This is a genomic window from Terrimonas rubra (assembly GCF_042686025.1).
Classification (GTDB): Bacteria; Bacteroidota; Bacteroidia; order Chitinophagales; family Chitinophagaceae; genus Terrimonas; species Terrimonas rubra.
Map to the genome: position 1 here is coordinate 743,471 of NZ_JBHUOZ010000001.1, position 25,132 is coordinate 768,602.

At 43.7% G+C, this 25,132-nt stretch carries 18 protein-coding genes and 1 tRNA gene; 5 read left to right on the forward strand and 14 right to left on the reverse strand.

Annotated elements, in window-relative coordinates; translation table 11 throughout:
* Nucleotides 1-196 precede the first annotated feature (196 nt).
* Nucleotides 197-1,126, reverse strand: a complete 930-nt coding sequence (locus tag ACFS6H_RS03155) for a DUF3078 domain-containing protein (RefSeq protein WP_386095136.1) — start codon at nucleotides 1,124-1,126, stop codon at nucleotides 197-199.
* Nucleotides 1,127-1,656: 530 nt separating this feature from the next.
* On the opposite strand from ACFS6H_RS03155, the gene ACFS6H_RS03160 reads away from it, so the two are divergent.
* Nucleotides 1,657-2,127, forward strand: coding sequence for an Lrp/AsnC ligand binding domain-containing protein (locus ACFS6H_RS03160; protein ID WP_386095138.1), 471 nt, complete (start codon nucleotides 1,657-1,659; stop codon nucleotides 2,125-2,127).
* A gap of 76 nt (nucleotides 2,128-2,203) precedes the next feature.
* Here the strand turns inward: ACFS6H_RS03160 and ACFS6H_RS03165 are convergent, their stop codons facing one another.
* From ACFS6H_RS03165 to ACFS6H_RS03205, 9 genes are all read right to left on the reverse strand, one after another.
* Nucleotides 2,204-3,595: a peptidylprolyl isomerase gene (locus ACFS6H_RS03165; RefSeq protein WP_386095140.1), complete on the reverse strand. Its 1,392-nt coding sequence runs from the start codon at nucleotides 3,593-3,595 to the stop codon at nucleotides 2,204-2,206.
* A 183-nt stretch (nucleotides 3,596-3,778) separates the two neighbouring features.
* A complete protein-coding gene (infB, locus tag ACFS6H_RS03170; protein ID WP_386095142.1) occupies nucleotides 3,779-6,769 on the reverse strand; it encodes a translation initiation factor IF-2 in 2,991 nt (996 codons plus the stop codon).
* Between the two features lie 139 nt (nucleotides 6,770-6,908).
* Nucleotides 6,909-8,156: a transcription termination factor NusA gene (gene nusA / locus ACFS6H_RS03175; protein WP_386095144.1), complete on the reverse strand. Its 1,248-nt coding sequence runs from the start codon at nucleotides 8,154-8,156 to the stop codon at nucleotides 6,909-6,911.
* Between the two features lie 80 nt (nucleotides 8,157-8,236).
* Nucleotides 8,237-8,707 carry a ribosome maturation factor RimP gene (locus tag ACFS6H_RS03180; protein WP_386095145.1) on the reverse strand — a complete coding sequence of 157 codons (471 nt, stop codon included), beginning with the start codon at nucleotides 8,705-8,707 and terminating at the stop codon, nucleotides 8,237-8,239.
* A gap of 75 nt (nucleotides 8,708-8,782) precedes the next feature.
* A complete protein-coding gene (locus ACFS6H_RS03185; protein WP_386095147.1) occupies nucleotides 8,783-9,520 on the reverse strand; it encodes a hypothetical protein in 738 nt (245 codons plus the stop codon).
* A gap of 1 nt (nucleotide 9,521) precedes the next feature.
* Nucleotides 9,522-10,040: a hypothetical protein gene (locus ACFS6H_RS03190; protein WP_386095149.1), complete on the reverse strand. Its 519-nt coding sequence runs from the start codon at nucleotides 10,038-10,040 to the stop codon at nucleotides 9,522-9,524.
* Nucleotides 10,041-10,174: 134 nt separating this feature from the next.
* Complete coding sequence (locus ACFS6H_RS03195) at nucleotides 10,175-10,912, reverse strand: dioxygenase family protein (RefSeq protein ID WP_386095150.1); 738 nt, start codon at nucleotides 10,910-10,912, stop codon at nucleotides 10,175-10,177.
* 158 nt (nucleotides 10,913-11,070) lie between these two features.
* A complete protein-coding gene (locus ACFS6H_RS03200; protein ID WP_386095152.1) occupies nucleotides 11,071-11,778 on the reverse strand; it encodes a LytR/AlgR family response regulator transcription factor in 708 nt (235 codons plus the stop codon).
* Nucleotide 11,779: 1 nt separating this feature from the next.
* Nucleotides 11,780-12,910: a sensor histidine kinase gene (locus ACFS6H_RS03205; protein ID WP_386095154.1), complete on the reverse strand. Its 1,131-nt coding sequence runs from the start codon at nucleotides 12,908-12,910 to the stop codon at nucleotides 11,780-11,782.
* A 518-nt stretch (nucleotides 12,911-13,428) separates the two neighbouring features.
* Here ACFS6H_RS03205 and recQ point away from each other — a divergent pair.
* Complete coding sequence (recQ, locus tag ACFS6H_RS03210) at nucleotides 13,429-15,699, forward strand: DNA helicase RecQ (RefSeq protein WP_386095156.1); 2,271 nt, start codon at nucleotides 13,429-13,431, stop codon at nucleotides 15,697-15,699.
* A 227-nt stretch (nucleotides 15,700-15,926) separates the two neighbouring features.
* Nucleotides 15,927-15,999 (forward strand) — tRNA-Phe (locus ACFS6H_RS03215).
* 265 nt (nucleotides 16,000-16,264) lie between these two features.
* On the opposite strand, the gene ACFS6H_RS03220 is transcribed toward ACFS6H_RS03215, so the two are convergent.
* Nucleotides 16,265-16,915 (reverse strand): hypothetical protein, encoded by a 651-nt coding sequence (locus tag ACFS6H_RS03220; protein WP_386095158.1) that lies wholly within the window; start codon nucleotides 16,913-16,915, stop codon nucleotides 16,265-16,267.
* Nucleotides 16,916-17,054: 139 nt separating this feature from the next.
* Nucleotides 17,055-17,465 (reverse strand): hypothetical protein, encoded by a 411-nt coding sequence (locus ACFS6H_RS03225; RefSeq protein ID WP_386095159.1) that lies wholly within the window; start codon nucleotides 17,463-17,465, stop codon nucleotides 17,055-17,057.
* 201 nt (nucleotides 17,466-17,666) lie between these two features.
* Between ACFS6H_RS03225 and ACFS6H_RS03230 the strand changes: the two genes are divergently transcribed.
* Nucleotides 17,667-18,332 (forward strand): hypothetical protein, encoded by a 666-nt coding sequence (locus ACFS6H_RS03230; protein ID WP_386095161.1) that lies wholly within the window; start codon nucleotides 17,667-17,669, stop codon nucleotides 18,330-18,332.
* 51 nt (nucleotides 18,333-18,383) lie between these two features.
* Here ACFS6H_RS03230 and ACFS6H_RS03235 read toward each other — a convergent pair whose 3' ends face one another.
* Nucleotides 18,384-20,927 (reverse strand): helix-turn-helix domain-containing protein, encoded by a 2,544-nt coding sequence (locus tag ACFS6H_RS03235; protein WP_386095163.1) that lies wholly within the window; start codon nucleotides 20,925-20,927, stop codon nucleotides 18,384-18,386.
* A 122-nt stretch (nucleotides 20,928-21,049) separates the two neighbouring features.
* On the opposite strand from ACFS6H_RS03235, the gene ACFS6H_RS03240 reads away from it, so the two are divergent.
* Nucleotides 21,050-21,880 (forward strand): hypothetical protein, encoded by an 831-nt coding sequence (locus ACFS6H_RS03240; protein WP_386095165.1) that lies wholly within the window; start codon nucleotides 21,050-21,052, stop codon nucleotides 21,878-21,880.
* Nucleotides 21,881-22,166: 286 nt separating this feature from the next.
* Here ACFS6H_RS03240 and polA read toward each other — a convergent pair whose 3' ends face one another.
* Nucleotides 22,167-25,013: a DNA polymerase I gene (gene polA / locus ACFS6H_RS03245; protein WP_386095167.1), complete on the reverse strand. Its 2,847-nt coding sequence runs from the start codon at nucleotides 25,011-25,013 to the stop codon at nucleotides 22,167-22,169.
* Between the last annotated feature and the right edge of the window lie 119 nt (nucleotides 25,014-25,132).

Genomic DNA, 25,132 nt, shown 5'->3' on the forward strand with positions numbered 1-25,132 from the left:
TTTTATTGTTCAAAGGCTGCCCGGCTGACAGTAGTAGCTACGCTTGCCGCTGAGCCCTGTGGGCAGGTTGCGTACTACTACCAAAGACGGGAACTGCTGCCGATTGATGTACTATAGCCGACAGCCCCTGATTAACGAGAGAACAAATACTATTAACCGATAACTATTAACCATTAACGTTACAAACCATGCCTGCCTAAAACTTCAATAACAATCCTATCCCTATCAATGATTTGACCTGTAGTCCGGCCGATGTTTTATTCTTACCAAATAATCGCACATCATCATCATAAATCAGGTCGAGGCTATAAGTAGCCGATAATACTTTTGATAATTTAATATTCAATACATTCGACATAGTCAGGTCCACATTCTGTGGATTTTTCTTATAATTGGAAAACAGGTCCAGGCGGCCTTTGTAGGATAAAATTTTATTGATGTCCTTAATATAACTGATAGACGCAAATGCACCTATTTCATTGGCACTGTGCTTGCTGGAGTCCACCCCGTACAGGCCTTTGGCCGATAAGGTATCATCCATTACAAATATCCAGCGCGAGGTAATAGGCGAAACAAAAATGCTCAACCCTTCTACAGGTTTATAATCCAAACCCACACTGGTTAACAGGTAACCGGGCGATAAAAAGGTAGAAGAAAATGTTTTGTTATTATCACCATCATAAGTAAAGCCGTCAAAAAACTGGGTGCGGAAGTTAACCAGGCCGGCAATATTTAATTTAGGCGCTATTTCATATCCATACTTGGATAATATGTCAAAACGGTCATCATTTTTACGGCTGCCCAGGCTGGTAGTGTTTACATAACCCAGGTTAAAATCCAGGGTATTATCCCAGTTATGTTTACCGTTTTTATAAAAAGCAAACAGGCTTAATACAGAGTTCACCGAAAGGGAGAAATCGTCACCGCCCGCAGCCCAGTTATTCAATGAGCCCTGCGAGATATTAATACCATACAAGCCACCCTTTTTCCATTTTTTAGCGGTGGTATCGCTGGCATCTTTGGCAATATTACGTTCTGTAGATGATCTTAGGTTTTTTACAGTCTGGTCCTGCGCCGATACAGTGATGGTTGCACAAGCGGCGAATAAAAAAAAGAGGTACTTCATTGGTTCAAATAATTAATTTGCTGCCAAAGGTAAGCACGATTATACGGAAGGAGGCCATTTAATAGGTAAAATTGCCGCTGGAGACGATGAATGGGGCAAAAAAATACCTGTACGTAGATACATACAGGCAAGAAATCGTCACATGAGAAAAAAAGCTGTAGGGGGAGGGGTCGAACCTCCACGAGGCGGTTAGCTATAGCACAAAGTTCAGTGGTCGACCCTGGTCGTTAAAGTATTGCTACCTCAACGGCTCTATGCTACGTTTATTCCGTTATCCCCACCCCCGAGACAAGAGGGCATGTCTGCCAAAAAATTTCATCACCCCACAGTGTAAACAGGCTGTTAACAGGAATAATATTGTATTTTGCTGTTAACCCCTGATAAAATTTGTTTGCTAAAGAACTTCAACAGCACAAATATATAACAAATAGCATTTTCGTTCCAAATTATTTAATGTTTTTTTATAAAATATAGAAATTATTCAAATTTGTTGTAATTTAGTTAGATAAATATAAAATCAACACGATAAAATGGCGGTAAAACTGAATTTAGATAAACTGGATCTGCAGATCATCCAGCACATGATGGAGAATGCCGAGGTTTCCTATGCCGACCTGGGTAAAAAGCTTTACGTATCGGGCGGTACCATTCACGTACGCATTAAAAAGCTGGAAGAAGCGGGTATTGTAAAAGGCACCCGTTTAAATGCCGATCTAAAAATGCTCGGTTATGATGTCATTGCATTTATTGGTATTTATTTAAAAGAAAGCTCCCTCTATGATTCGGTGGCCCGTGAGCTACAGAAGATCCCGGAGATCGTACGCCTGAACTATACCACCGGCAACTATAGCATGTTTGCCGAAATTGTATGCAAGGATATTTCGCAGTTACGGTATGTACTGCACGACCAGCTGCAAAAAATTAAAGGTATAGAACGTACCGAAACTTTTATATCACTCGAGGAGAGTTTTGTGCGTAATGTAAAAGTAGTAGGCAGTTGATCAGCCGGCTTAACTTCATGGCAATAAAAAAGGCAATCAGTATTGATTGCCTTTTTTATTTATTATCAGGGGTTCATTAAAACCCTGCTTTCTCGGTACTGTTGAATTTTTGTAAACCGGTACACTCACCTGCAGTTTCCTTATCTATCATAATATAGTAAGTAGGTACTTTAGCTTTCAGCCATTTATCCAGGGTTAACCCTTTCTTTTCCTCCAAAGCCTCGGTCGATATCTTACTGTAATCGTCCTGTATGTTCATGATATGCGGGTTAGACCGGGATTTTAAGTATACCAGACGTACCCCTTTTTTACCTTGCTCATTGGTAAAGGCGATAGGTTTGGTTATTTCACCCACTTTCATTTTACTGATCGTGTTCACCATCTCCTTATCCAGTTCATCAATGCGCACATAAGGCGATCCGTCACGGTTACTTAAAACAAAGGGACCATTGAATTTTACAGATTCGTCATCACTGTTCTTTGCTGCCGCATCGTTAAAGGTAATTTTATCGGCCACGATCAGGTTACGTACCGAATCTAATTTATTGGTTGATAAACGTACTTCTTCATCGGTAATGGGTGGTGTTCTCAGTATCATCCTGATCACCGCCTTATCACCTTTACGCTCTACCATCTGTATTAAAAAGAAACCAAAACGGTTACTTTTTACCGGTGCAGATATTTCACCACTTTTTAAGCGGAAGGAGGTTTGCAGGAAAACGGGGTCCCACATACCCTTATCGTTACGGTCAATCTCGTACATACCGCCACGGTCACGGCTGCCGGGGTCTTCTGATACTTTCTTCGCCAATGCTTCAAACGTTATACGCCCGCTTTCAATCTGGCGTTTGTAGTTCTGCATTTCCGAGGCAATATAATCTTCCAGGTCGCTGGATGCTTTGGGGTAGGAAATGATCTGCCCTATTTCCAACTCACTCTCAAAATATGGTAAACTGTCTTTCGGAATTTTATCAAAAAATGCATTTACTTCCTGGGGGGTAATGCGCACGTTCTCAACAATCTTACGCTGCATGGCTTCGGCCAGCTTTCTTTCTCTTACCGACTCACGGGCATCGTCCTTGATCTGGTATATGGATTTGCCGGCCATTTCCACCAGGGCCTGCTCGCTACCTAACTGGTTTACATAGTAACGTATCCTTTGGTTCAGCTCGGCCTCCACATCCTCATCAGAAACCGGTAAGGAGTCTTTCTGGGCCTGCAGCATCAATACTTTTTGTATTACCGCCTGCTCCATCATCATACAACTGGCATTGGGCGGAACTTCCTGGCCCTGGCGTTTTGCATCATCAATGGAGTTGTAAATATCTGAACGCAGGATAATTTTATCGCCTACAACAGCGATTATTTTATCGGCAATTACTTTCATGCCCGTACCCTGTGCCTGTGCTGCAAAACCAGTAGCAGTAAGCAACCCAAAAGCAAAAGCTAGTTTTTTTATACTTTGCATAGTTCTCAAATGTAAAACTTCCCTTTAGTTTTTAGCCAAAAGGGAAGTTGTATTTAACAAAAGTTTGATGAGCAGCCCTTCCGGGTCTACCAATCGCTGTTATTAATTTATTGTCGCCTATATCACACCGGTTCAGGCTTTTTGCTTTAAGCTTTAGGCTTTTAGCTTTCCGCCCTCAGCCTTTTACAGCGTCCGTTTTACTTCTTCTTCTTCAATCGCAACAATGGTATCACCTACCTGCAGGTCTGCAAAGTTTTTAATGGTCAAACCGCACTCGGTATTATTGGCTACCTCTTTTACATCGTCTTTATAACGTTTCAGGCTACCCAGTTCGGCAAATCCACCCTCTGTACGCGGGTAAATCAACACGCCATCGCGGTACAAACGTATTTTGGCGTCGCGTTTAATTTTACCTTCCTGTACATAACAACCGGCAACAGTGGCTTTGTCAAACTTGTACACTTCCCGTATCTCAACGGTCGCCACCTCTTTCTCTTCAATTTTAGGCTCTAATAAACCTTCCATTGCCGCCTTCACATCGTTAATGGCGTTATAGATAATAGAGTATTGTTTGATCTCGATGCCTTCCTGTTCTGCCAGGCGGGAAGCCTGCAGGTTGGCCCTTACGTTAAAGGCAATGATAATAGCATCCGAAGCGCTTGCCAAGGTTACGTCGTTCTCACTGATGGCACCTACCGATTTCAGGATCACATTTACAACGATCTCCTCGGTACTCAATTTCTGTAAGCTATCGCTCAGGGCCTCAACCGATCCGTCCACGTCACCTTTAATAATTACATTCAGCTCTTTAAAGTTACCCAGTGCCAGACGACGACCGATCTCATCAAGCGTAATGTGTTTTTTGGTACGCATACCCTGCTCACGTAATATCTGGCCGCGTTTGTACGCTACTTCTTTCGCTTCTGCCTCATCCGCATATACCTTAAACTTCTCACCCGCTTGTGGCGCACCGTTTAAGCCCAGTACTACTGCCGGTGCCGAAGGACCTGCTTTTTCAGCTTTTTCGTTACGCTCGTTGAACATCGCTTTCACACGTCCGAAATACTGTCCGCTCACCACCAGGTCGCCCTGCTGTAAAGTACCATTCTGTACCAGTACAGTGGCTACATAACCACGGCCTTTATCCAGGGTTGCCTCAATAATGGTACCGTTGGCTAATTTATCTGCATTTGCTTTAAGGTCTAAAATTTCAGCTTCCAGCAATATCTTCTCCAATAACAGGTCAATATTCAACCCTTTCTTGGCACTGATCTCCTGGCTCTGGAATTTACCACCCCACTCCTCTACCAGTATGTTCATACCGGAAAGTTGTTCGTAAATTTTCTGTGAGTTGGCGCCTTCTTTATCTATTTTGTTAATAGCAAAGATCATAGGTACGCCTGCCGCCTGTGCGTGGCTGATGGCCTCTTTTGTCTGGGGCATCACCGCGTCGTCCGCAGCAATTACGATCACCGCAATATCCGTTATCTTGGCACCACGGGCACGCATGGCCGTAAAGGCTTCGTGACCCGGTGTATCCAGGAAAGTGATTTTTTTACCATTGGAAGCCGTTACCTGGTAGGCACCAATGTGCTGGGTAATACCACCGGCCTCACCCGATACCACATTGGCATTACGGATATAGTCCAGTAACGATGTTTTACCGTGGTCAACGTGACCCATGATAGTAACGATCGGTGAACGGGCTGATTGGTTCTGGTCATCGCCATCTTCATCATCCTCTTCCAGTTCAGCTTGTTTTTCCATATCAATAAACTCGATATCAAAACCAAACTCGCTGGCCACCAGTTCAATTACTTCCGCATCCAAACGCTGGTTAATGGATACCATGATACCCAGGCTCATACATTTGCCAATTACCTCGGCAAAGTTTACGTCCATCAGGTTAGCTAATTCACTAACACTGATAAACTCGGTCACCTGCAGTTTACCATCTTCTGCCATTCCTTCTGCCGCTTCGGCTTCCTGGCGTTTTTCACGACGTAATTTGGCTTTCAATCCACGGCCACCTTTATTACCGCCGCCCGAAAGCTTGGCCTGTGTTTCACGGATCTTATCCTGTATTTCTTTTTCGTCAATCAGTTTATCCTCACGGCGTTGCGGTGCACGACGGTTACCGCCCTGTCCTTGTCCGCCACGGTTAAAGCCGCCGCCCTGCTGGCCACCGCGGTTAAAGCCGCCTTGCTGACCACCACGGTTAAAGCCACCCTGCTGACCGCCCTGACCGCCGCGGTTAAAGCCGCCGCCTTGCTGTCCGCCCTGGCCGCCACGGTTTTGCGTGTTAGCACCCTGGCCGGCATCTTTTTTCTCGATAGGGATACGTTTACGCTTACGCTTCTCGTCTTTTTTCGGACGGGTATCACTATCCACCGGAAGTTCAATTTTACCCAGGATCTTGGGGCCTTCCAGTTTCTCCGCTTTAATATTTTCAATTACTTCAGGTGCTGCTTTGTCTTCAGCAACAGGTTGTTGCTCTTCTTTGGCAGGTGTTACTTCCGGGGCTTTCTCCTGTACAGGAGCCGTTACCGCCGGTTTCTCTTTTACCACTTCAGGCTCAGGCTGTTCCGTTTTATCGGTTACCTCAGCATCTTTTTTCTTGATCGGCTTTTTAGGTCTTGTAGAAGAGTCAATGCTCGCAAGATCTATTTTGTCCAATACTTTAGGAACCGCTATTTCCGGTGCCGTAACTTTTGTTACTTCCGGCGCGGTTTCTTCTTTTGCCTCCGGCTCCGCTTTGGGCTGAGGCTCGGCCACCACAGGTGTAACCTCTGCAGCAGGTGCAGGTGTTTCCGCTTTAGGTTGCTCGGTTTTATCTTCCACAACAGGCTGTTCGGGTGCTGCTTTCTCTTCAACAACCGGCGCTGCGGGCTTTTCTTTCTTTTTAAAAACCAGCTCGGCCTCTTCTTTTTTCTTCTTGGGCTCGGCTGATATGGCACCTTTGGGCAGGTCTACCCTGTCGCTTTTTTCTTTGGCAGCCTTATCACTCTGAAAGCCTGCCTGCAAAGCAAGGTACATGTCCTCGGTAAGTTTTGAGGTTGGCTTTAAGTCATCCTTATTAAAGCCCTTGTCGACCAGGTAGTCCACCAACGTTTCTTTCCCGATGTTGAACTCTTTGGCCGCAGCCATTAATCTTAATGTTGGTATTTCTGACATATAATTTTTATCCCTAATTCCCTTATGGGTTTTAGTTTTTTTCAGCTTTTCCGCAAACAACAGGTAACGTATTTCATACATCCCTGTCTTTATGCAAATAACTGTTTTATGTGACGTGTAAGCCCCTTAGGGGTAAGGCTTACTCGCTATCAAATTCTGCTTGTAATACTCTTCTTACTTCCTGGATGGTCTCAACCTCAAGGTCGGTACGACGCTCCAGTTCTTCATTGGTAAGATTCAGTACGCTTTTCGCTGTATCGCATCCTATGCGTTTCAGCTCTTCAATTACCCAGGTTTCTATCTCATCACTGAATTCCGCCAGGTCAACGTCGTACTCCTCCTCTTCTCCTTCATTGTCACGGAACACGTCCAGTTCATACCCGGTCAGTTCGCTGGCCAGTTTAATGTTCACACCACGGCGGCCGATAGCCAGTGATACCTGGTCAGGTTTCAGGTAAACGCTTGCACGTTTAGCTTCCTGGTTAATATCCATGCTGGTGATTTTTGCAGGGGTTAACGCCCTTTGTATCAGCAGTTGGTTATTACTGGTGTAGTTGATCACGTCAATATTCTCGTTCTTCAGTTCACGTACAATACCATGTATACGGCTACCTTTCATACCTACGCAGGCGCCTACCGGATCAATACGGTCATCGTAAGACTCTACCGCCACTTTTGCCCTTTCACCCGGATCACGAACTATTTTCTTAATAACAATTAAACCGTCGAATATTTCCGGTACCTCTATCTCCAATAATTTAGCCAAAAACTCAGGCGCAGTACGGGATAAAATGATCACGGGGTTATTGTTCTTCAGGTCTACACGTTTTACAACCGCACGGGTATTTTCTCCTTTTTTGAAATAGTCCTGTGGTATTTGCTCGCTCTTGGGCAAAATTAACTCATTGCCCTCTTCGTCTATTAATAATATTTCTTTTTTCCAAACCTGGTAAACTTCAGCGCTAATGATCTCGCCAATACGGGTTTCGTATTTTTTAGCCAGTACATTTTTCTTCAGGTCACCAATACGGCTGGCAAATGTTTGTTTGGCTGCTAAAATGGCCCTGCGACCAAAGTCGTAAAGGTCAATTTCTTCATAAAGTTCCTCACCCACTTCAAAGTCAGGTTCAATTTTAATGGCTTCTTTATAACCAACCTGCGCCAGGGGGTCTTCTACCTGTCCATCCTCTACAATAAGGCGGTGACGTACGATCTCCAAGTCGCCTTTCTCGGCATTTACGATTACGTCAAAGTTTTCATCGCTACCGTATTTTTTGCGTAAAAGTGTTTTAAATACATCTTCTACAACCTTCATCATGGTAGGTCTGTCAATGTTTTCCGCGTCTTTAAAATCCTGGAAAGCTTCAATTAAGTTAATACTTGCCATAATATTTGCTTTAGCAAGCTACGGGCTTTTGACGATGTAACACTATTTTTAGTTGTGCTGCCGTCCAGTGCCCAAGCTGGTTAAAATTTAATTTGAATTTTTGTTGTCTTTATATTTGAAAATGCTATAATATGTTGAACTGTTTCCTTCTTTTTCCCTTTGCCTTTTTCCTCTTCCAGTGTTATTTCTTCCCCGGTAACCGTTAGCAATTTACCTTCCACCTGTGTTCCGTCCAGTAAAACCACTTCCACAAACCGGCCGGTGTTTTTCACATACTGGCGGTGCAGTTTTAAGGGTTCGCTAAGTCCGGGAGAAGATACTTCCAGGGAAAAATCACCCTCCGGGAAAATTGCCATTTCCTCTAACTGCTTGTATAACTGCCTGTTATAAGATACCAGCCGGTCTATACCTACACCATTGTCACCATCCACAAATACCTTGATATTATTGGTGGGTTTTATCTTAATGTCTACTAAAAAAACCGTAGGATTATCCTGGATGATCGCTTCCAGTTTTTGCGTGACTGTGCTTATAATAGTTTCGTTGTTCATATCCGGTAATAAAAGAAGGGAACATCCGCTGTTCCCTTCTTACTATCTTTTTCCGCTGCAAATGTACGTATTATTTTAATATAAATAATGTGTTGCAGTGAATTTTGTAAGCCGTGTTTCCAGTAACAGCAGCATGGCCCGGTTGCTCAGCGCTTCCATTTCCATATGAAGCGCATCCCAAACCACTAAAGTATCGCCCTGGTGTAATAACCGGCCATCCACTTCAAAAGCCCCCTGCAGTACAAAAACGGTTGTGGCAGTTGGTATATTTTGTACAGGTGCATAAATAGCTTCACCCCGGCCCGCAAACAAACCCAGGGCCACAGCCAGTATGTTTTTATTGTATTGGCCGGGATCCGGCAAAACCGGGACCAGGGTATCCATATGCTTATTTACATCACTGTAGGTGTATACACCAGCCATATCTGCCGGGTTGGAGTTTACCACCGTAATAACCAAAACGCTTACCAGGTAATCTTTAAAAGGGTTCTCCAGCACCAGTTCGCTGGTATTTCCTGCACTGATAACACAGGCCTGGCCTGCCGTAACCGTTGTTTGATCCACGATAGTAATGCAGTTTACAGCGCCTTCTGTGGGTAATACCAGGTAGGTGAACCGGTTGTTTAATTGTATGATTTCTGCCGCCGCTCCCGCCAGCATTATTTCCTCAAAACCTGTAATGCTGTTATACCCGTTTATACCCGTTTGCAGCCTGTTTTCTTGAGATAAACTGATCCGTTTACGACTGGTAGTCGTTTCACAAATAATCCTTCGCTCATCTAAAATAAGCTGTGCCTGTGTTTGACTGATCATATTATGCTGGTTTTAGGTAAGCAATACTTAAAAATGGCTGTAACCTGATGGTAAAAACGGCCAGATAACCGTATTCATCTGTCACACCATCAACCGGCGATACTACCAGGTGATCGCCAATGACCTGGTGTAATTGCAGGGGTTCGCTGTAAAAACTAATGGCCACACTGTGTTCATTTTTGTTAATGCTGCTGGAATTAATAATTTCAAAACGATATTGACTAAAAGGTATCACCCGTTTTCCCAAAACATCGGTTATATCCGGAACAATGCCGCTCAGCTGTTTAACATAGCCCGTTACCGCCGTGCTTACCAGGTAGTGCAGTTTTTCTGCAGCGGGATAATGATGCAGCAGGTCCGCAAAACGGTTATATTTATCCTGCTGATCATACAACTGTTTTTGCAGTTGCAGTTCGGTATAAGTGCTCTCCCAAACCAGTTTTGCCCAGTCATCCTGGCTGGTATTCGTGATTATTTTCCGGTAACAAAGTTTGATGGCCGGCCCTTTTGTTTCATTCATATTTAGCATTGTTTGCGGACTGTTCCCCGGGGCATATAATATTATACCTAGCGCCACCCCTTATACCTTATCCCTTATACCCTATACCTTACAGCTTATACCTTCACCCTAACCGACATTATTCCGCTATTATTTCAGGCTGATACATTAATAGTATGCGTAAGGGCATATCCTGCAGATAAACTTCCGGTAACTGTTGCTATCTCGACACCCGTTCTGTCATCACTGAAAACACTATCACTGGCATTATAGGTATAACCTGAAAGCCCTTTTGTGTAGCCATAGTTGACACCGCCACTGCCGTTAACCGTTGCTACAGCAGTACCACTACCCTCGGGAAAAGCTATTTGTGTAATAAGCACGGAGCGGCCTGACGCATTGTAAATATGCACATGTATATGGGTGGCGCGACCTGTGTACCAACCAGGAAAGATAGAGGTAAAACTTACGAGTCCGTTACTGTCTGTTACCTGCCGGCCCCGAAGAAAATGTACCGATGTATAGTTGGTGCTTTGCATGCCTGTACCACCATATTCCGAATAGTTGCCATCCTTATCGCAATGCCAGATATCTACAATAGCGCCTGCCAGCGCTGCACAGCTGTTATTAATGTTTTTAATGGTAAGAGCAATGCTCATGGCCACGCCGGTCCTGTCGTCTCGAATATCTGACCTTGCCAGTGATGAGGGGGTAATGGTCGGAAAAGGACCTGCTGTTTCAGTAGGCGACACGGTGCAGGATCCAGAGCCGGAACCCGAACCAGTACTGCTTGTTTCGGTTACATCCGCTTTTTTACAGGCTTCCAGGATGGCAGGCACCGTAGCTGCACCGATAAAAAAGTTTTTCAGGAATTTTTTTCTTGACTGTTCCATAAGTTTTCGTTTTTTCTTATCCCTAAGGTTGCATAGTTTTTAGCCTCATGCAACTATAATGGACGAACGATACTTATGAACCGACGAATGGCCCGGATGTATTGCCAGGCAAGGGTTTCAGGCCGGTATTGTTTAAAGAAACGTTAAGAGAAAAGCGGTTACCGTTGGGTTTGCCGGCGCCAGTTATCAATAAAATCAAGATAGGATTCGCTGATGGGTAATTCTTTTTCGTTGCTCAATGTGGCTTTGCGATTGTGGATTGTTTTTACTGCTTCATTGGCCACAATATAGCTGCGATGAATACGGCTGAATTTGTCCGGCGGTAAGCTATCCAGTACTTTTTTCATGGTCATTAATGTCATGATCCGGGTATCATTTTTTAAATGAATGCGGATATAGTCTTCCAGGCTTTCAATGTAAACAATATCGGCGGCAGTAATTTTTACCATCTTATATTCCGAATAAACAAAGAGATTTTCGTAAGACAGGCGTGCTGTTTGATTTTTAAACTGGTGGTATTCCACCGCCTTGTTCACGGCTTTGGCAAAACGTTCCGGGCTTACGGGTTTTAACAGGTAATCAATAGCATCAAGCTCAAAACCTTCCAGTGCAAATTTTTTATAGGCCGTTGTAAACACGATCATGGGCTTTTTTTCCAGTGATTTTACCAGGTCAAGTCCCGTGATATCGGGCATATTAATATCAATAAACAACAGGTCAACCGGGTTATTACGCAGGTACTCGCTCCCGGATATGGCATCGCTGAAAGTATGTACCAGTTGCAGTTGGTTAAACTGCGCTATATATTGTGACAGCAGCAATAGTGCAGGTGGTTCATCATCAATTGCAATGCAGGTTATAGGCATATCAGGATAGTTGAATGATTAGTTGTACAATAAAATTATTATCGGCCGTATTAATCATAAGCTGATGTTTACCGGGGTATAATAGTTGCAAACGTTGCTTTACATTGGCAATACCCGTACCCTCCCGATCGGGCAGTGTTTTGGTTTTGCCTGCGTGTATTTTATTACTGCAATAAAACTCCAGCTTACCTGCGGTTATAGTCAGCACTATACGGATAAATGAGTGGCTATGGCTGCTGATACCATATTTAAATGCATTTTCTACAAATGTCATTAACAATAATGGGGCTATTTGCCGGGTAGCGGTATCGCCATTCACGGTAAAATCAACATCGGTATTACTGATACGCAGTTTTTGCAGGTCAATAAAGTCGTGTATACATTCCAGTTCATCATCCAGGCTTACAAAATCCTCGCCCACTTCATCGGTGAGGTAACGCATCATTTTGGACAGCTTCATAATACTGGAAGCCGTATGCGGACTATGGGTAACGGCCAGCGAGTAAATATTGTTTAAGGTATTGAACAGGAAATGGGGGTTTACCTGCGATTTTAGCATGTATAATTCGGCAGTGGCTTTCTGTGCCTCGGCCAACAGGGCTCTTTTTTCGGTCACCCGCCATTGTTTTATTACCGGTATAGCTGTACTGATGGCAATAACCGTTATAAAAAGAATAATGCTATTGATATCGGTGTTTTTGCGGGGCTGACCCATTGGGGGCCTGTTACCACCTGGCGGCGGAAATTTTTCATTTCCTTCCCCGGGAGGGGGCTTGTGACCGGGGTCCATAGGCAGGGGCATGCCGGGCATAAAGTTTTGTTGCATACCCTGCCTTTGCCGCATAAGCCCGTCAAATGGTGAGATAGTATACACGATAAAGAATAAGGCTATTAAACTGCCTGAATACAAGAGATATTTTTTTGGCAGGTAGAGCCGGGGTACCAGCAGGTAATTGTTCAGGTAAAACAGTATAATATAGGTAAGACTGAAAATAAGAAAGGGGGCAGAGAACAACCTCTGTGTAAAGCCGGCCTGGCCTGACGGTGTATTGGACAGGAAGATGAAGATGAGTGAAAAAAAGAAAACCCAGCCTGTTATATGACTGATAACCTGGACCAGTTTTACCCGCATTCTATAGAGTTTACTGTAAAGTAATATACTGAATACTTAATGATTCGGTAACTATCGATGAATTTGTTTTTTGTATAGACCGGCCCGGCTACCCTCCCATGGCTGGAAGGTTGAAGGTATAGGGTTTAAGGTATCAGGCATGTACAATGTCAGTCAAACCTTATATCCTACACCTTATGCCCTATACCTTTGAAAATAATGTATAGTACCAAAAGCTAACCCCCGTTAGTGTTTATAAGTTGGTTTTATTTTAACGATTTAAGTATTATTTAACCGTTTGGGTTGCTTAAATTTGCTATCCACTTTTATATCCACAAGAACCGTGAAGAAGGACCCCTCGGAAGGATTTGGGTTTTGTTCTACCCGATTACAAAGTATATAAAGGTATAAGTATTTGTTTTTCAATTACTAATATTTTAAGCGGCAGATTTTTGGCGCCATTTATTAGTAACATATTACGAAAAATGAGTACCTTAATATGCTAACACTTATTCAGGTGTGAGTGAAATTTTAGAGTAATGGCTACATCTACAGCAAAAAAAACGGCGGTGAAAAAAACCGCAACAGTAAAGAAAGAAACCACTGCGAAAGTTAAGAAGTTTGACCTTCACCAATCGTTACAGGAACACTTTGGGTTTACTAAATTTAAGGGCACGCAGGAAAAATCGATAGAATCATTATTGTCGGGTAAGGATACTTTTGTGATCATGCCAACGGGTGGCGGTAAGAGTTTGTGTTACCAGTTGCCGGCGCTGATCAGTGAAGGCGTTGCCATTGTAGTGTCCCCCCTTATCGCATTAATGAAGAACCAGGTAGACCTGGTACGTGGCTACAGCAGCAATGACAGTATTGCCCACTTTTTAAACAGTACCCTTAATAAAAAAGAGACCAAGGAAGTACATGACGACCTGTTAAGCGGTAAAACAAAAATTTTATATGTAGCGCCGGAAACCCTGACCAAACAGGAGAACCTGGAGTTTTTTGCCGATCTGAAGATATCGTTTTTTGCAGTAGACGAAGCGCACTGTATATCGGAATGGGGTCATGATTTCAGGCCGGAATACCGCCGTTTAAGGGAGATGATGACCCAGATCAACCCCGATGTAGCCGTGATAGCCCTAACTGCTACTGCTACCCCTAAAGTACAAAGCGATATTGTAAAGAACCTCGGCTTGAATGCTCCTAATATCTTTATCTCCTCGTTTAACCGTACCAATTTATATTACGAGATACTACCCAAGATAAAAAAGAACCAGACCGATGAAAATATTGTACGGTTCATAAAAAGTATGGGTAAAAAAAGCGGTATTATTTATACGTTGAACCGCAAAACCACCGAAGAACTGGCTGCTATCCTGGAAGCCAACGGTATTAAGGCGGTGGCTTACCACGCCGGGCTGGATAGTAAGATACGTGCTGACAGGCAGGATAAGTTTTTAAGCGAGGATGTACAAGTGATCTGTGCCACTATTGCTTTTGGTATGGGTATTGACAAGCCGGATATCCGTTTTGTAATACACTATAATATTCCCAAATCAATTGAGAACTATTACCAGGAAACCGGCCGTGCCGGCCGTGACGGACTGGAAGGAAAATGTATTTTATATTACTCGCACAAGGATGTTAGCAAGCTGGAACACCTGATGCGTGACAAGCCGCTGAGCGAACGTGAAGTGGGCGCCCAACTGATCAACGAAACCGTTTCCTATGCCGAAACCGGTGTTTGCCGCCGCAAGGTATTGATGAGTTATTTTGGCGAAGTGTATGAGCAGGAGAACTGCGGCCAGTGCGATAACTGTAAACACCCTAAGGAAAAACTGGAAGTGGAAAAAGAAACATTGATCGTATTGAAAGCGATCGATGAGCTGGACCAGCGTTTTGCCACGGATTATGTGATCAATATTATCAGCGGAAAACTTACGCCGCAGATACAGATGTTCCGCCACGAGGGTATACAGGCTTTTGCCAGCGGTAACGACCGGGATAATCATTTCTGGAATTCGCTTATCCGCCAGATGTTACTGGAAGGCTTACTGGCCAAGGATATTGTGGAGTATGGTGTTTTAAAAATCACCAAGAAAGGTGAGGCGTACCTGAAGAAGCCAAAATCCTTTACCATTGTATTAAACAACTTATATAAAGAGGCCAATGCCGATGATGAGGAAGTGATGGAGACCGGCGGTGAAGGCGCGGCTACTGATGAAAAGTTGTTCGAGATGCTGAAGGAATTGCGTCAGAAAGAAGCCAAGAAGAAGAACCTGCCTCCTTTTGTTATTTTCCTGGAAACATCCTTACAGGATATGGCTACTATGTACCCGACCAATGTTACCGACCTGGAAAAATGCCAGGGCGTAAGTAAGGGTAAGGCCATCCGGTATGGAAAGCCCTTTGTTGAGCTGATTGCGCAATATGTAGAAGATAATAATATTGTGAAGCCGGATGATTTTGTGATGAAGAGCGTGGTGAACAAAAGCGGTAATAAAGTATACATTATCCAGAACACCGATAAAAAAGTATCGCTGGAAACCATTGCCAAGAACAAGGGCTGGCGTATGGATGAGATGCTGGAAGAGATGGAGACCATTGCCGCCAGCGGCACCAAGCTTAACCTGGCCTACGCCATTGATGAAATGCTGGACGAGGAAGAGCAGGCAGAGATCATTGAATACTTTAAAAGTTGCGAAACATCATCCTTACAAATAGCCCAGGAGGAGTTATCGGATTACGATTTTAACTGGGAGCAGTTAAAGATCATGCGGATCAAATTTTTGAGCGAGTACGGGATGTAAGGGATAACTAACAATGAAAAAATAAAAATATAAACAGGACCCGGCTTTGCCGGGTTTTTTATTTTATATAAACCAGCCGTTTAGTGCTTAAGGCTTTTTGCTTTAAGCGTTTAGCCTTTCGCTTTAAAAAATAAACTTCTGAACAATTGCTTTTTATATGGTAAAAACCTTTATTTTTGCCCCCCTGATTTGAAACTAGTCTTTCAACCTGGGGAAAACAACCAAAAGGTGCGGTAGCTCAGTCGGTAGAGCAAAGGACTGAAAATCCTTGTGTCGCCGGTTCGATCCCGGCCCACACCACAAACAGAATCAAGCGGTTATAACGTAAAAGTTGTAGCCGCTTTTTTCTTGGATACAATAACGCTCAACAATCAGCCTGAACTTTAGTGTTTGTATATAAATATTAAAGCGGCCACATACCAGGCCGCTTCAATAATTCACTTATCTGTCTATACGTTATATAAAAACAAACGGGTCGGATAGTTATCAATGACTGTTCAGTAAATAATGTGCTTTATATTTACCTTCTCCCATTTGTCTGCCATGAACCCATTGTGTATCGTTTTTACCTGTTTGGAATGGCCGCAATATTCTCCCTCACAATATCCCAGATCTGTTTAGATGACACCGGGTCTGTTTCCGTATCGCTGATCATCCATAAAGATGGCTGCACCTGGCTGTCCTCATCTTTACTGAGGTCTTTATCCTTTAAGAGTTTTAAAAAGTATACGATTGCCGGTGCATTACAAACTGGTCCCCAGGTATAACGGGAGCTGGAGCTGGAACCTGATCTTGATGAATTAATACAATACGCATTTAGTTTTACAATACAAACAGCCCCTGCTGCTATAGTAACATCATAGTTTTGTGCCACAAAGCCGTTTTGGTCACTTGCACTGGCGGCGTAAAGTGTAAGGCCTGCCGGAAAGGTTACCTTGATCTCTGCCGCTGTCGTGTTCTTAAGTTCCAGGTATACATCTACCAACGAGCCGAAGCCAAGGGTGGTACAAACAGGCGACATACTCTCCCCGGTAATACTCCCCTGGAGCTGGATACCCGAAGGAAGACTAAAAGCAGTACCGGGTATTTCTCCCCCGCTATTGCCGAAGCCGGGGATCAACACTATTCTTGGATTGTCGCCACTATCTGTTTTATCGTTTTTGGAGCAGGAGAAAAGCGTAAGGCTTACCAAAGCCATCAGCAAAAGTTTTCGCATTTTTTTGAGTTTTAATAGTACCGAATTAAATCATAACAACATTAAACCATCCCTGGCTTATTATTAGAAGAGACCATAGGCAATAACTAAAATAATGCCATAAGTTTTTACCCAACATAGAACCCTTTCACTTACCCGGTTATTTCACAAGCCTGTACTTATCCGAACAACCCTCAATGCAAATAGATTCGCCCGGATAAGTAAATAACCATGCATTATTTGTATCAATAGAAAAAACCAGTAACATGGTATTACCGGAATCAGCTGCGGATAACCTGATCTTTCCGGTATTTAGCAGTTCATATTTTGTAAACTGTTTAAAGCCCTCCCTTGTAGCCGAAAATGAACCATCCGCTTTAAAATGTATAACCCGCCCTCTGGGTTTGGCTTTATACCAATTTCCGGCATCACCAGGACTCATGAAATATTCGGTGAACGCCCATTTTCCCACAATACTGTTAGCAATGGGACCTCTTGCATATTCAAAGTCCTTACGGCATCCGGTAATTAACCCGATTACTAACAAGATGGACAATATATTTTTAAGCATAATTTAAGCCTGACAAACGGTTTTGTAAAACCGTTGCACATTTATGTAATTACCCCGTTTTATACATCCTGCCTGTAGTCATATAAAATCAATAAAATGAACACCCGGCATTTTCTTTTTATCGTTATACTCATCGCCATACCGTTTATAAGCAGCGCCAAATGCGGGGCCTCCGGAATTGGCTTACACACAAAAACCGTATTGGCAAAAGACGGTATCATCATTGTTGAGTTCTATAGCTCCGATCAATATATAGCAGAGGGGTTAAACAAACGACACCCGGTAAGTTTAAAATCAGGTCAAACTACAATAAAGCTGACGGTGCTGGAAGTATTAAGCGGTGATTACCAGCTTACCCAGGTTATATTAAGGCCAGACACCATCCTTTCAGAAAAAGAAGAGTATAGATTATATATAGAAGATCTTAACAATAAAGCCTTTCCGCCAAAATTTTTAAATGAAAAGAGCAGAAACTGGATAAGCGGTCCTATCACCGTAAAGAGGAATGTCACAACCGATGTGTCTGCTTTTAATTACATGATTACAGAAACAAAAAAGACGCTTGTATCATACGGATGCGGCCCTGCTTCCTGGGTGTATTTTAATGTTTCGGGGTTAGATAGTTCTACATTATATGTGAGGACAACTGTAAAGAGCCTCCGTTCCGGCAGTGTAACGACCTATGTACTTCCCATTGAAAACGGACAGGTAAGAGTGGGCCACGGCATGTGCTCCGGTGCATTTTATTTTAAGAACGCCGGTGATTATGAGGTTACATTCACCCTGACAGATCAATCATATAACAAAAGTATTACAAGCAGATCGTTAGTATTCTCGCAACCAGTAAAGGCCACCGATGAAGAATGATCTTATCACACATATTCACTACATCAGCACATTACCAAATTATCAAATCAACTAATTAACCTCCCTGTTCTTCCAGGCCATTGCCAGCCTTATTTCACCAAAGCTTACCTGGTTGCCCAGTTTTTCTTTGATAGGCCCGGCAGCTGTTTCCGTGTAGTTTTCAAGATGTGGCTGTATCAATGATAATTTTTCTTGGTCCATTACTTCCAGTATATCAATATCACCCAGTTGTATATAATGTGCCAGGTGACCTTCAATAGTACTGATGGCCATATTGCGTTCCTGGGCAATAGTGATAATATCCTTGCCCTGCTTAAACAGGTCAAAACTCACCTGTTTGGTATTTATTTTAACGGGTTTATCTTTTTCCTGCTTAGCTGCTGACTTTGTGGTTTTCTTTTTACCTGCTGCGGGTATAGTATCCACCAGTGAATGCAGTGCTTTTGCATCACAATAAGCCTGTATCACCTGCAAAAATTCATCGCCATATTGTTCCACCCTTTTAGGGCCAAAGCCGGTAATACGCATTAAATCGTCTTCGGTCAATGGCAGGTAACGGGCCATTTCATCTAATGTAACCGATGAGGCTACCAGGTAAACCGGTATATCTTTCTGGCGGCAGATCTTATCCCTCAGTGTTTTTAACTGGCTGTAGAGTTGCGGGTGCGGGCTATCCGGTAGTTTAGCTGCATTGTTACCGGCGGCATACACATTTACGCCAAAGCGTGTAACGATATAGTTTTTCCTGCGTTCGCTGTATAACTCACTGTTCCAGCCGGCAGTAAGCCCTTCCATGATATATTGTTTGGAATCGATGGCAATGAACAGTTCCTTCAGCATTTCATTGGTATCGGCAGCTTTCATCCGGCTGTCCGTTACCACCGGCGTTTCCCTGATCTGTTGCAGCAACTGGCCATTATGTCCTGCAAAGTATTTGCTGATCGCGGCTATTACCCTTTCATTGATCTTCTCCATCAGCTCCTGCTGGGTTAACTGCACAAACAATTGTTGCAGTTGTGCCTGGAATTTCGCTGCCACATCCTGCACCGCATCAATAAGTTCCTGCAGTTTTTGCTGCCATCCGAAAGCTTCTTCATTAAACGAGCTTGCATGCTCCTGTAAATAAGCGCCCAGTTCCTTTACCTGGGCCTGTACCGCTGTATATTCAAAAAGTTGTTGTATTTGTCTTAAAGTATAGTCATGTTCTGCCTGAGAAAAAACCACGCTAAGTTTTTCCGGTGGCAGGTTCTGTTCGGAAAAAGCGATCACCCTGCTATCGCTGAACAAGGATTGATTGCGGATCATGGTATGCAGTTTCAACCCTTCCAGCGTGGTACAACGGCTCAGCGATACATACACCTGTCCTTTTTCAAATGCATCACCGGCGTCAATAATGGCTTTTTCAAACGTGAGGCCCTGGCTTTTGTGCACGGTAATGGCCCAGGCCAGGCGCAGCGGGTATTGGGTAAACGAACCCACTACTTCTTCTTTCAGTTGCCTGGTTGTTGCATCAAGCGTGTAGCGTATATTATCCCAGGTGGTGGTCTTTACTTCTATTTCATCAGCATCATTATCACATTGTACGTATATCGCATCATTTTTTACATTTACCACCCGGCCTATCTTGCCGTTAAAATACCGTTTGGCTATATCCAGGTCGTTTTTAATGAACATGACCTGGGCCCCTATCTTCAGTTTTAATGTTTCATCGGCAGGAAAGGCTTTATCACTGAAGTCACCTTTTATCTCGGCCGGGAAACTGTAGGTACGTCCTTCCAGTTGTTCCAGCTCGGCAGCATTAATGGTATCTACTTTGGCATTACGGGTAACCAGGCGTATATAACCTTCTTCTTTAGGCGGATTAAAATCAGGATCTAACCGTTCATTCAGTAAGGCCAGCCCTGTTGCATCCAGCCGGTTGTTACGCACCTGGTTTAACAACTCAATAAATCTTTCTTCCTGTTGCCGGTATATCTTGATGAGTTCGATGCAAACCGGTTTGTTGCGCTCCAGTACCCGGCTGTTAAAAAAATAGGGGCCTTCATAAAACTGGTTCAGGATACGCCAGTCATGTGCAGGCGTAACCGGCGGTAACTGGAACAGGTCGCCGATAAATAAAACCTGCACCCCGCCAAAAGCCTGTAAATAGTTCCGGCGTATATGGCGCATCACGGCATCAATGGCATCCAGGGTATCACAGCGTACCATACTCACTTCATCAATCACCAGCAGTTCCAGCTCACGGATGATCTTTTTCTTTTCGCCGTTCATTTTCAACGTACTCAACAGTTGTAGCTGGTTGGTACTGTTATCACCATCCTGGCGCATACCAAAGGGGTTATCATCGGGGATAAAGGGCGCTACCGGCAATTGAAAAAAGGAATGCATGGTTACCCCGCCTGCATTAATGGCTGCCACACCCGTAGGCGCTACAATGGCCATTTGTTTGTGCGTATTATTTTTAATGTACTTTAAAAAAGTGGTCTTGCCCGTTCCTGCCTTCCCTGTTAAAAAAATATGCCGGTCACTGTGGTTCACCATCTGTGCAGCCAGGAAAAAAAGTTTATTGTTACTATCGGGGGTAAATCCTGACATAATGATTGAAGTATCCGTGTGGTGATTGTGTAATAAACGACAAAGAAAACAATAATTTACGACTATTGTTTTATGGAAAATCCCGTTATATGTATCTGCTTGATTATAATCATTACTGATATATGAGATTACTGTATTTTATCTGTTGCAGCCTGCTATTTACCGGTTGTAACGCCCGTTCTGCTGATAAACAGTTGGTCAAGGCTTCGGACCAGCCTGCGCCGGATGCTACACCAACTTCGTTCGATACCAGTTTTAAGACCATCCATATATTAGTGGCGCTTTGCGATAACAAGTACCAGGGAATAGTGCCGGTGCCTGCTAAAATTGGCAATGGCCAGGACCCTGCCAATAACTTATACTGGGGCTGTGGTTATGGTATTAAAACCTATTTTAAAAAAAGCAGGTCCTGGCAATTGATCCGCACAGAAAAGAAAGAAGGCCCGGTTCTCGAACGTCTGGTATTTAAACATGTATCCCAAAAGTATTACCTGGTAGCAGATGCTTATGATGGCCGGAATATTAAAGAGTGTACACAACAGTTTTTAAACAATAGCTGTGGTAAAACAAAAGACACCATCAATATAGGAACAAAAACAGTCGGCATTGCCAGTAACGCTGGCCTGGTAGCGTATATTGGTCATGATGGCTTAATGGATTTTACACTTGACGAAACTTATAAAAATACAGATGGCATCAAGAGAGATGTTATGATACTGGCCTGTTATAGCAAACGTTTCTTCACCCCACACCTGAAAGAGGCTCATGTAAATCCACTGGTCTGGACCACCGGCCTTATGAGTCCTGAAGCGTATACCATTCACGATGCCTTAACGGGATATATAAATAAAGAGGATAATGAAAGCATCCGATCCAGAGCAGCAGCTGCTTATGCTGCTTTTCAAAAGTGCAGTGTGAAGGCCGCGAGGAACCTGCTGGTGACGGGATTTTAGATTTTAGATTTTAGATTTTAGATTTTAGATTTTAGATTTTAGATTTTAGATTTTAGATTTTAGATTTTAGATTTTAGGGGGAGAGTTTTTTGTGACAGTGTATGCTGCATATAGAGCCATGTTTTTTATAATAATTATTGCGTAATGCTGCGTAAAGTTACTGGTGCACAAGTGTGCGACGCAAGGGACGATGCCGGTTGCAATGCCGCCGGGTATATAAATAAAAAACCGTCCTTTACGCCAGCGGGCCAATAAAGGACGGTAATATAATGTCAGGAAATTTTTCTTAGTGCGCTTCCAGCCAGTTATGACCCACACCGGCTTCGGCAATAATGGGCACTTCATTAGGCAATATCATGGCCGCCTGCATGGCATTAATGATCACCGGTTTTATATCGTCCAGCTCTTCCTGTAATACATCAAATACCAGCTCGTCATGCACCTGTAATATCATCTTGCTTTTAAAGCCATTCTCCTTAATAGCCGCATGTACTTTTATCATAGCCAGTTTGATCATATCGGCCGCAGTACCCTGTATAGGACTGTTAATGGCGTTTCGCTCGGCAAAGCCACGCACAGTAAAGTTGCCGGAGTTAATATCACGCAGCCAGCGTTTACGGCCCATTAAGGTTTGTACATAGCCAAATTCGCGGGCAAAGTTGATAGTATCATCCATATACTTTTGTATGCCGGCAAATTGTTTTTTATAGTTATCAATGATATCTTTTGCTTCGGTACGGCTGATGCCCAAATTATCGGCAAGGCCAAAAGCGCCCTGGCCATAAATAATACCAAAATTCACACTCTTGGCCTTGTAGCGCATTTCCTTGGTTACATCACCCTCTGCAACATTGTACACTTTTGCAGCGGTGGCGGTATGGATATCGGTACCCGATTTAAAGGCTGCACACATATTCGGATCGCCGCTGATGGCAGCTACAATACGCAGTTCTATCTGTGAATAGTCGGCCGATAATAAAATATGTTTTTCATCGCGGGGAATAAAGGCCTTACGTATTTCCTTGCCTCTCTCGGTACGCACCGGTATGTTCTGCAGGTTGGGATTATTACTGGCCAGCCTGCCGGTAACCGCCACGGCCTGTCCGTAAGTAGTATGCACCCTGCCGGTTTTACTGTTTACCAGCAAAGGCAATGCATCCACATAGGTGGATTTTAACTTGGTCAGTTCCCTGAACGTAAGAATATCATTAACGATCGGGTTATTATTCGCCAGCTTCAGCAATACATCCTCACCGGTGGCATACTGGCCTGTTTTTGTTTTTTTAGCCTTGGGATCTAATTGCAGCTTTTCAAATAATACTTCACCCAATTGTTTGGGCGATGCCAGGTTGAACCGTACGCCGGCCTGTTTGTACACACTTTCTTCCGCAGCTTTGGCATCGGCTTCCAGCACACCGGAGTAATCTTTTAAAAACGCTTCATCAATCCTGATGCCTTCAAACTCCATATCGGTCAATACCGGCATTAATGGGTTCTCCACTTTTTCAAACACTTCCTGCACTTCATTTTCCAGCAACAGTGGCGTAAAGGCATGTTTTAACTGCAGGGTAATATCCGCATCTTCGGCTGCATAGTCTTTTATTTTTTCCAGCTCCACATCACGCATGGTACCCTGGCCTTTTCCTTTTTTACCAATCAGCTCTTCAATATGTATGGGTTCGTATTGCAGGTATTTTTCGCTCAGGTCATCCATGCTTCGTTTACCATCGGGGTCAATTACATAATGCGCCAGCATGGTATCAAAAAACTGCCCGGCTATGGCCACATTGTACCATTTTAAAATCAGCAGGTCGTATTTAATATTTTGTCCTATCCAGGTAATGGCGGGGTTGTCAAACAAGGGCTGTAACAGCGATAGTAATTGTAAAACCTCCTCCCTGTTGGCGCTGCAGGGTACATAGTAAGCTTCACCGGGAGTAACCGCAAAACTCAGGCCCACCAGTTCGGCCTCATTGGCATCAATGCCTGTTGTTTCCGTATCAAAACAAATTTCCTTAAACTGTTCCAGGTGTTGTACCATCTCCGCAATGGCTTCGGGTGTTGTTACCGCTATATAATTGTGCGGCACCGTATGAACGGTTTTAAAATTGCTTACTGTCTGTTCAATAGTTTCGCTTACCACCACAGGTTGTTCAACAATATTCCCAAACAGGTCGGTCTGTACAGCTTGTGGCGCTTTGGTTTCAGAGGGTTTATCGCCGGTATTGGCCTTACCCGTTACGGGTGCAGCGCCTGCCAGTTCTTCGCCCAGTAATCTTTTGGCCAGGGTTCTGAACTCCAGTTCGCCAAACACTTCTTTCAATGCTTCTTTATTCCATTCCTTCACACAAAAATTCTCTTCATGAAACTCCACCGGTACATTGGTGATAATGGTGGCCAGTTTTTTGGACATGATCGCATCGGCCTTGCCATTACGGATCTTCTCGCCCATCGATCCTTTTATATTATCCGCATTGTCCAGTATATTTTCCAGCGTATCATATTCTGCTAATAATTTCGCGGCCGTTTTTTCACCTACGCCTTTAATACCGGGAATATTATCCACGGCATCACCCATCAGTCCCAGTATATCTATTACCTGCGATACTCTTTTAATATTCCATTTAGCACATACTTCAGCCGGGCCCATGATCTCTACATCGCCACCCTGGTAAGCCGGTTTATAAATTTTTACTTTCTCCGTTACCAGCTGGCCATAGTCCTTATCCGGTGTTACCATATATACATCATACCCTTCCGCTTCGGCTTTCACACTTAGTGCGCCAATCACGTCATCGGCTTCATAACCATCCACAGCTATCACCGGAATATTAAAGCCCTCAATAATGCGGATGATATCCGGAACAGCCAGTTTAATATCCTCAGGGGTTTCCTGGCGGTTGGCTTTATAATCGGCAAAATCAGTATGTCTTTCTGTGGGTGCGGCGGTATCAAAACACACGGCCATATGCGAGGGCTTCTGTTTGTTCAGCAACTCCACCAGGGCATTGGTAAAACCAAATTGCGCATTGGTATTCTTTCCCTTGCTGGTCAATCGCGGGCTGCGGATCAACGCATAATAAGCCCTGAATACTAAGGCATAGGCATCCAGTAAAAAAAGTCTTTTATCCATGCCGCTAAGTTAAGTTTGTTGGCAGGGCTGGCAAAATGCGATTAGCGCATTATCTTTTTTTATGATGGGCTCCCGGCCTGGTAACAAATCCCGGCAGCAGTTCCCCGCCCGGCTGCAAT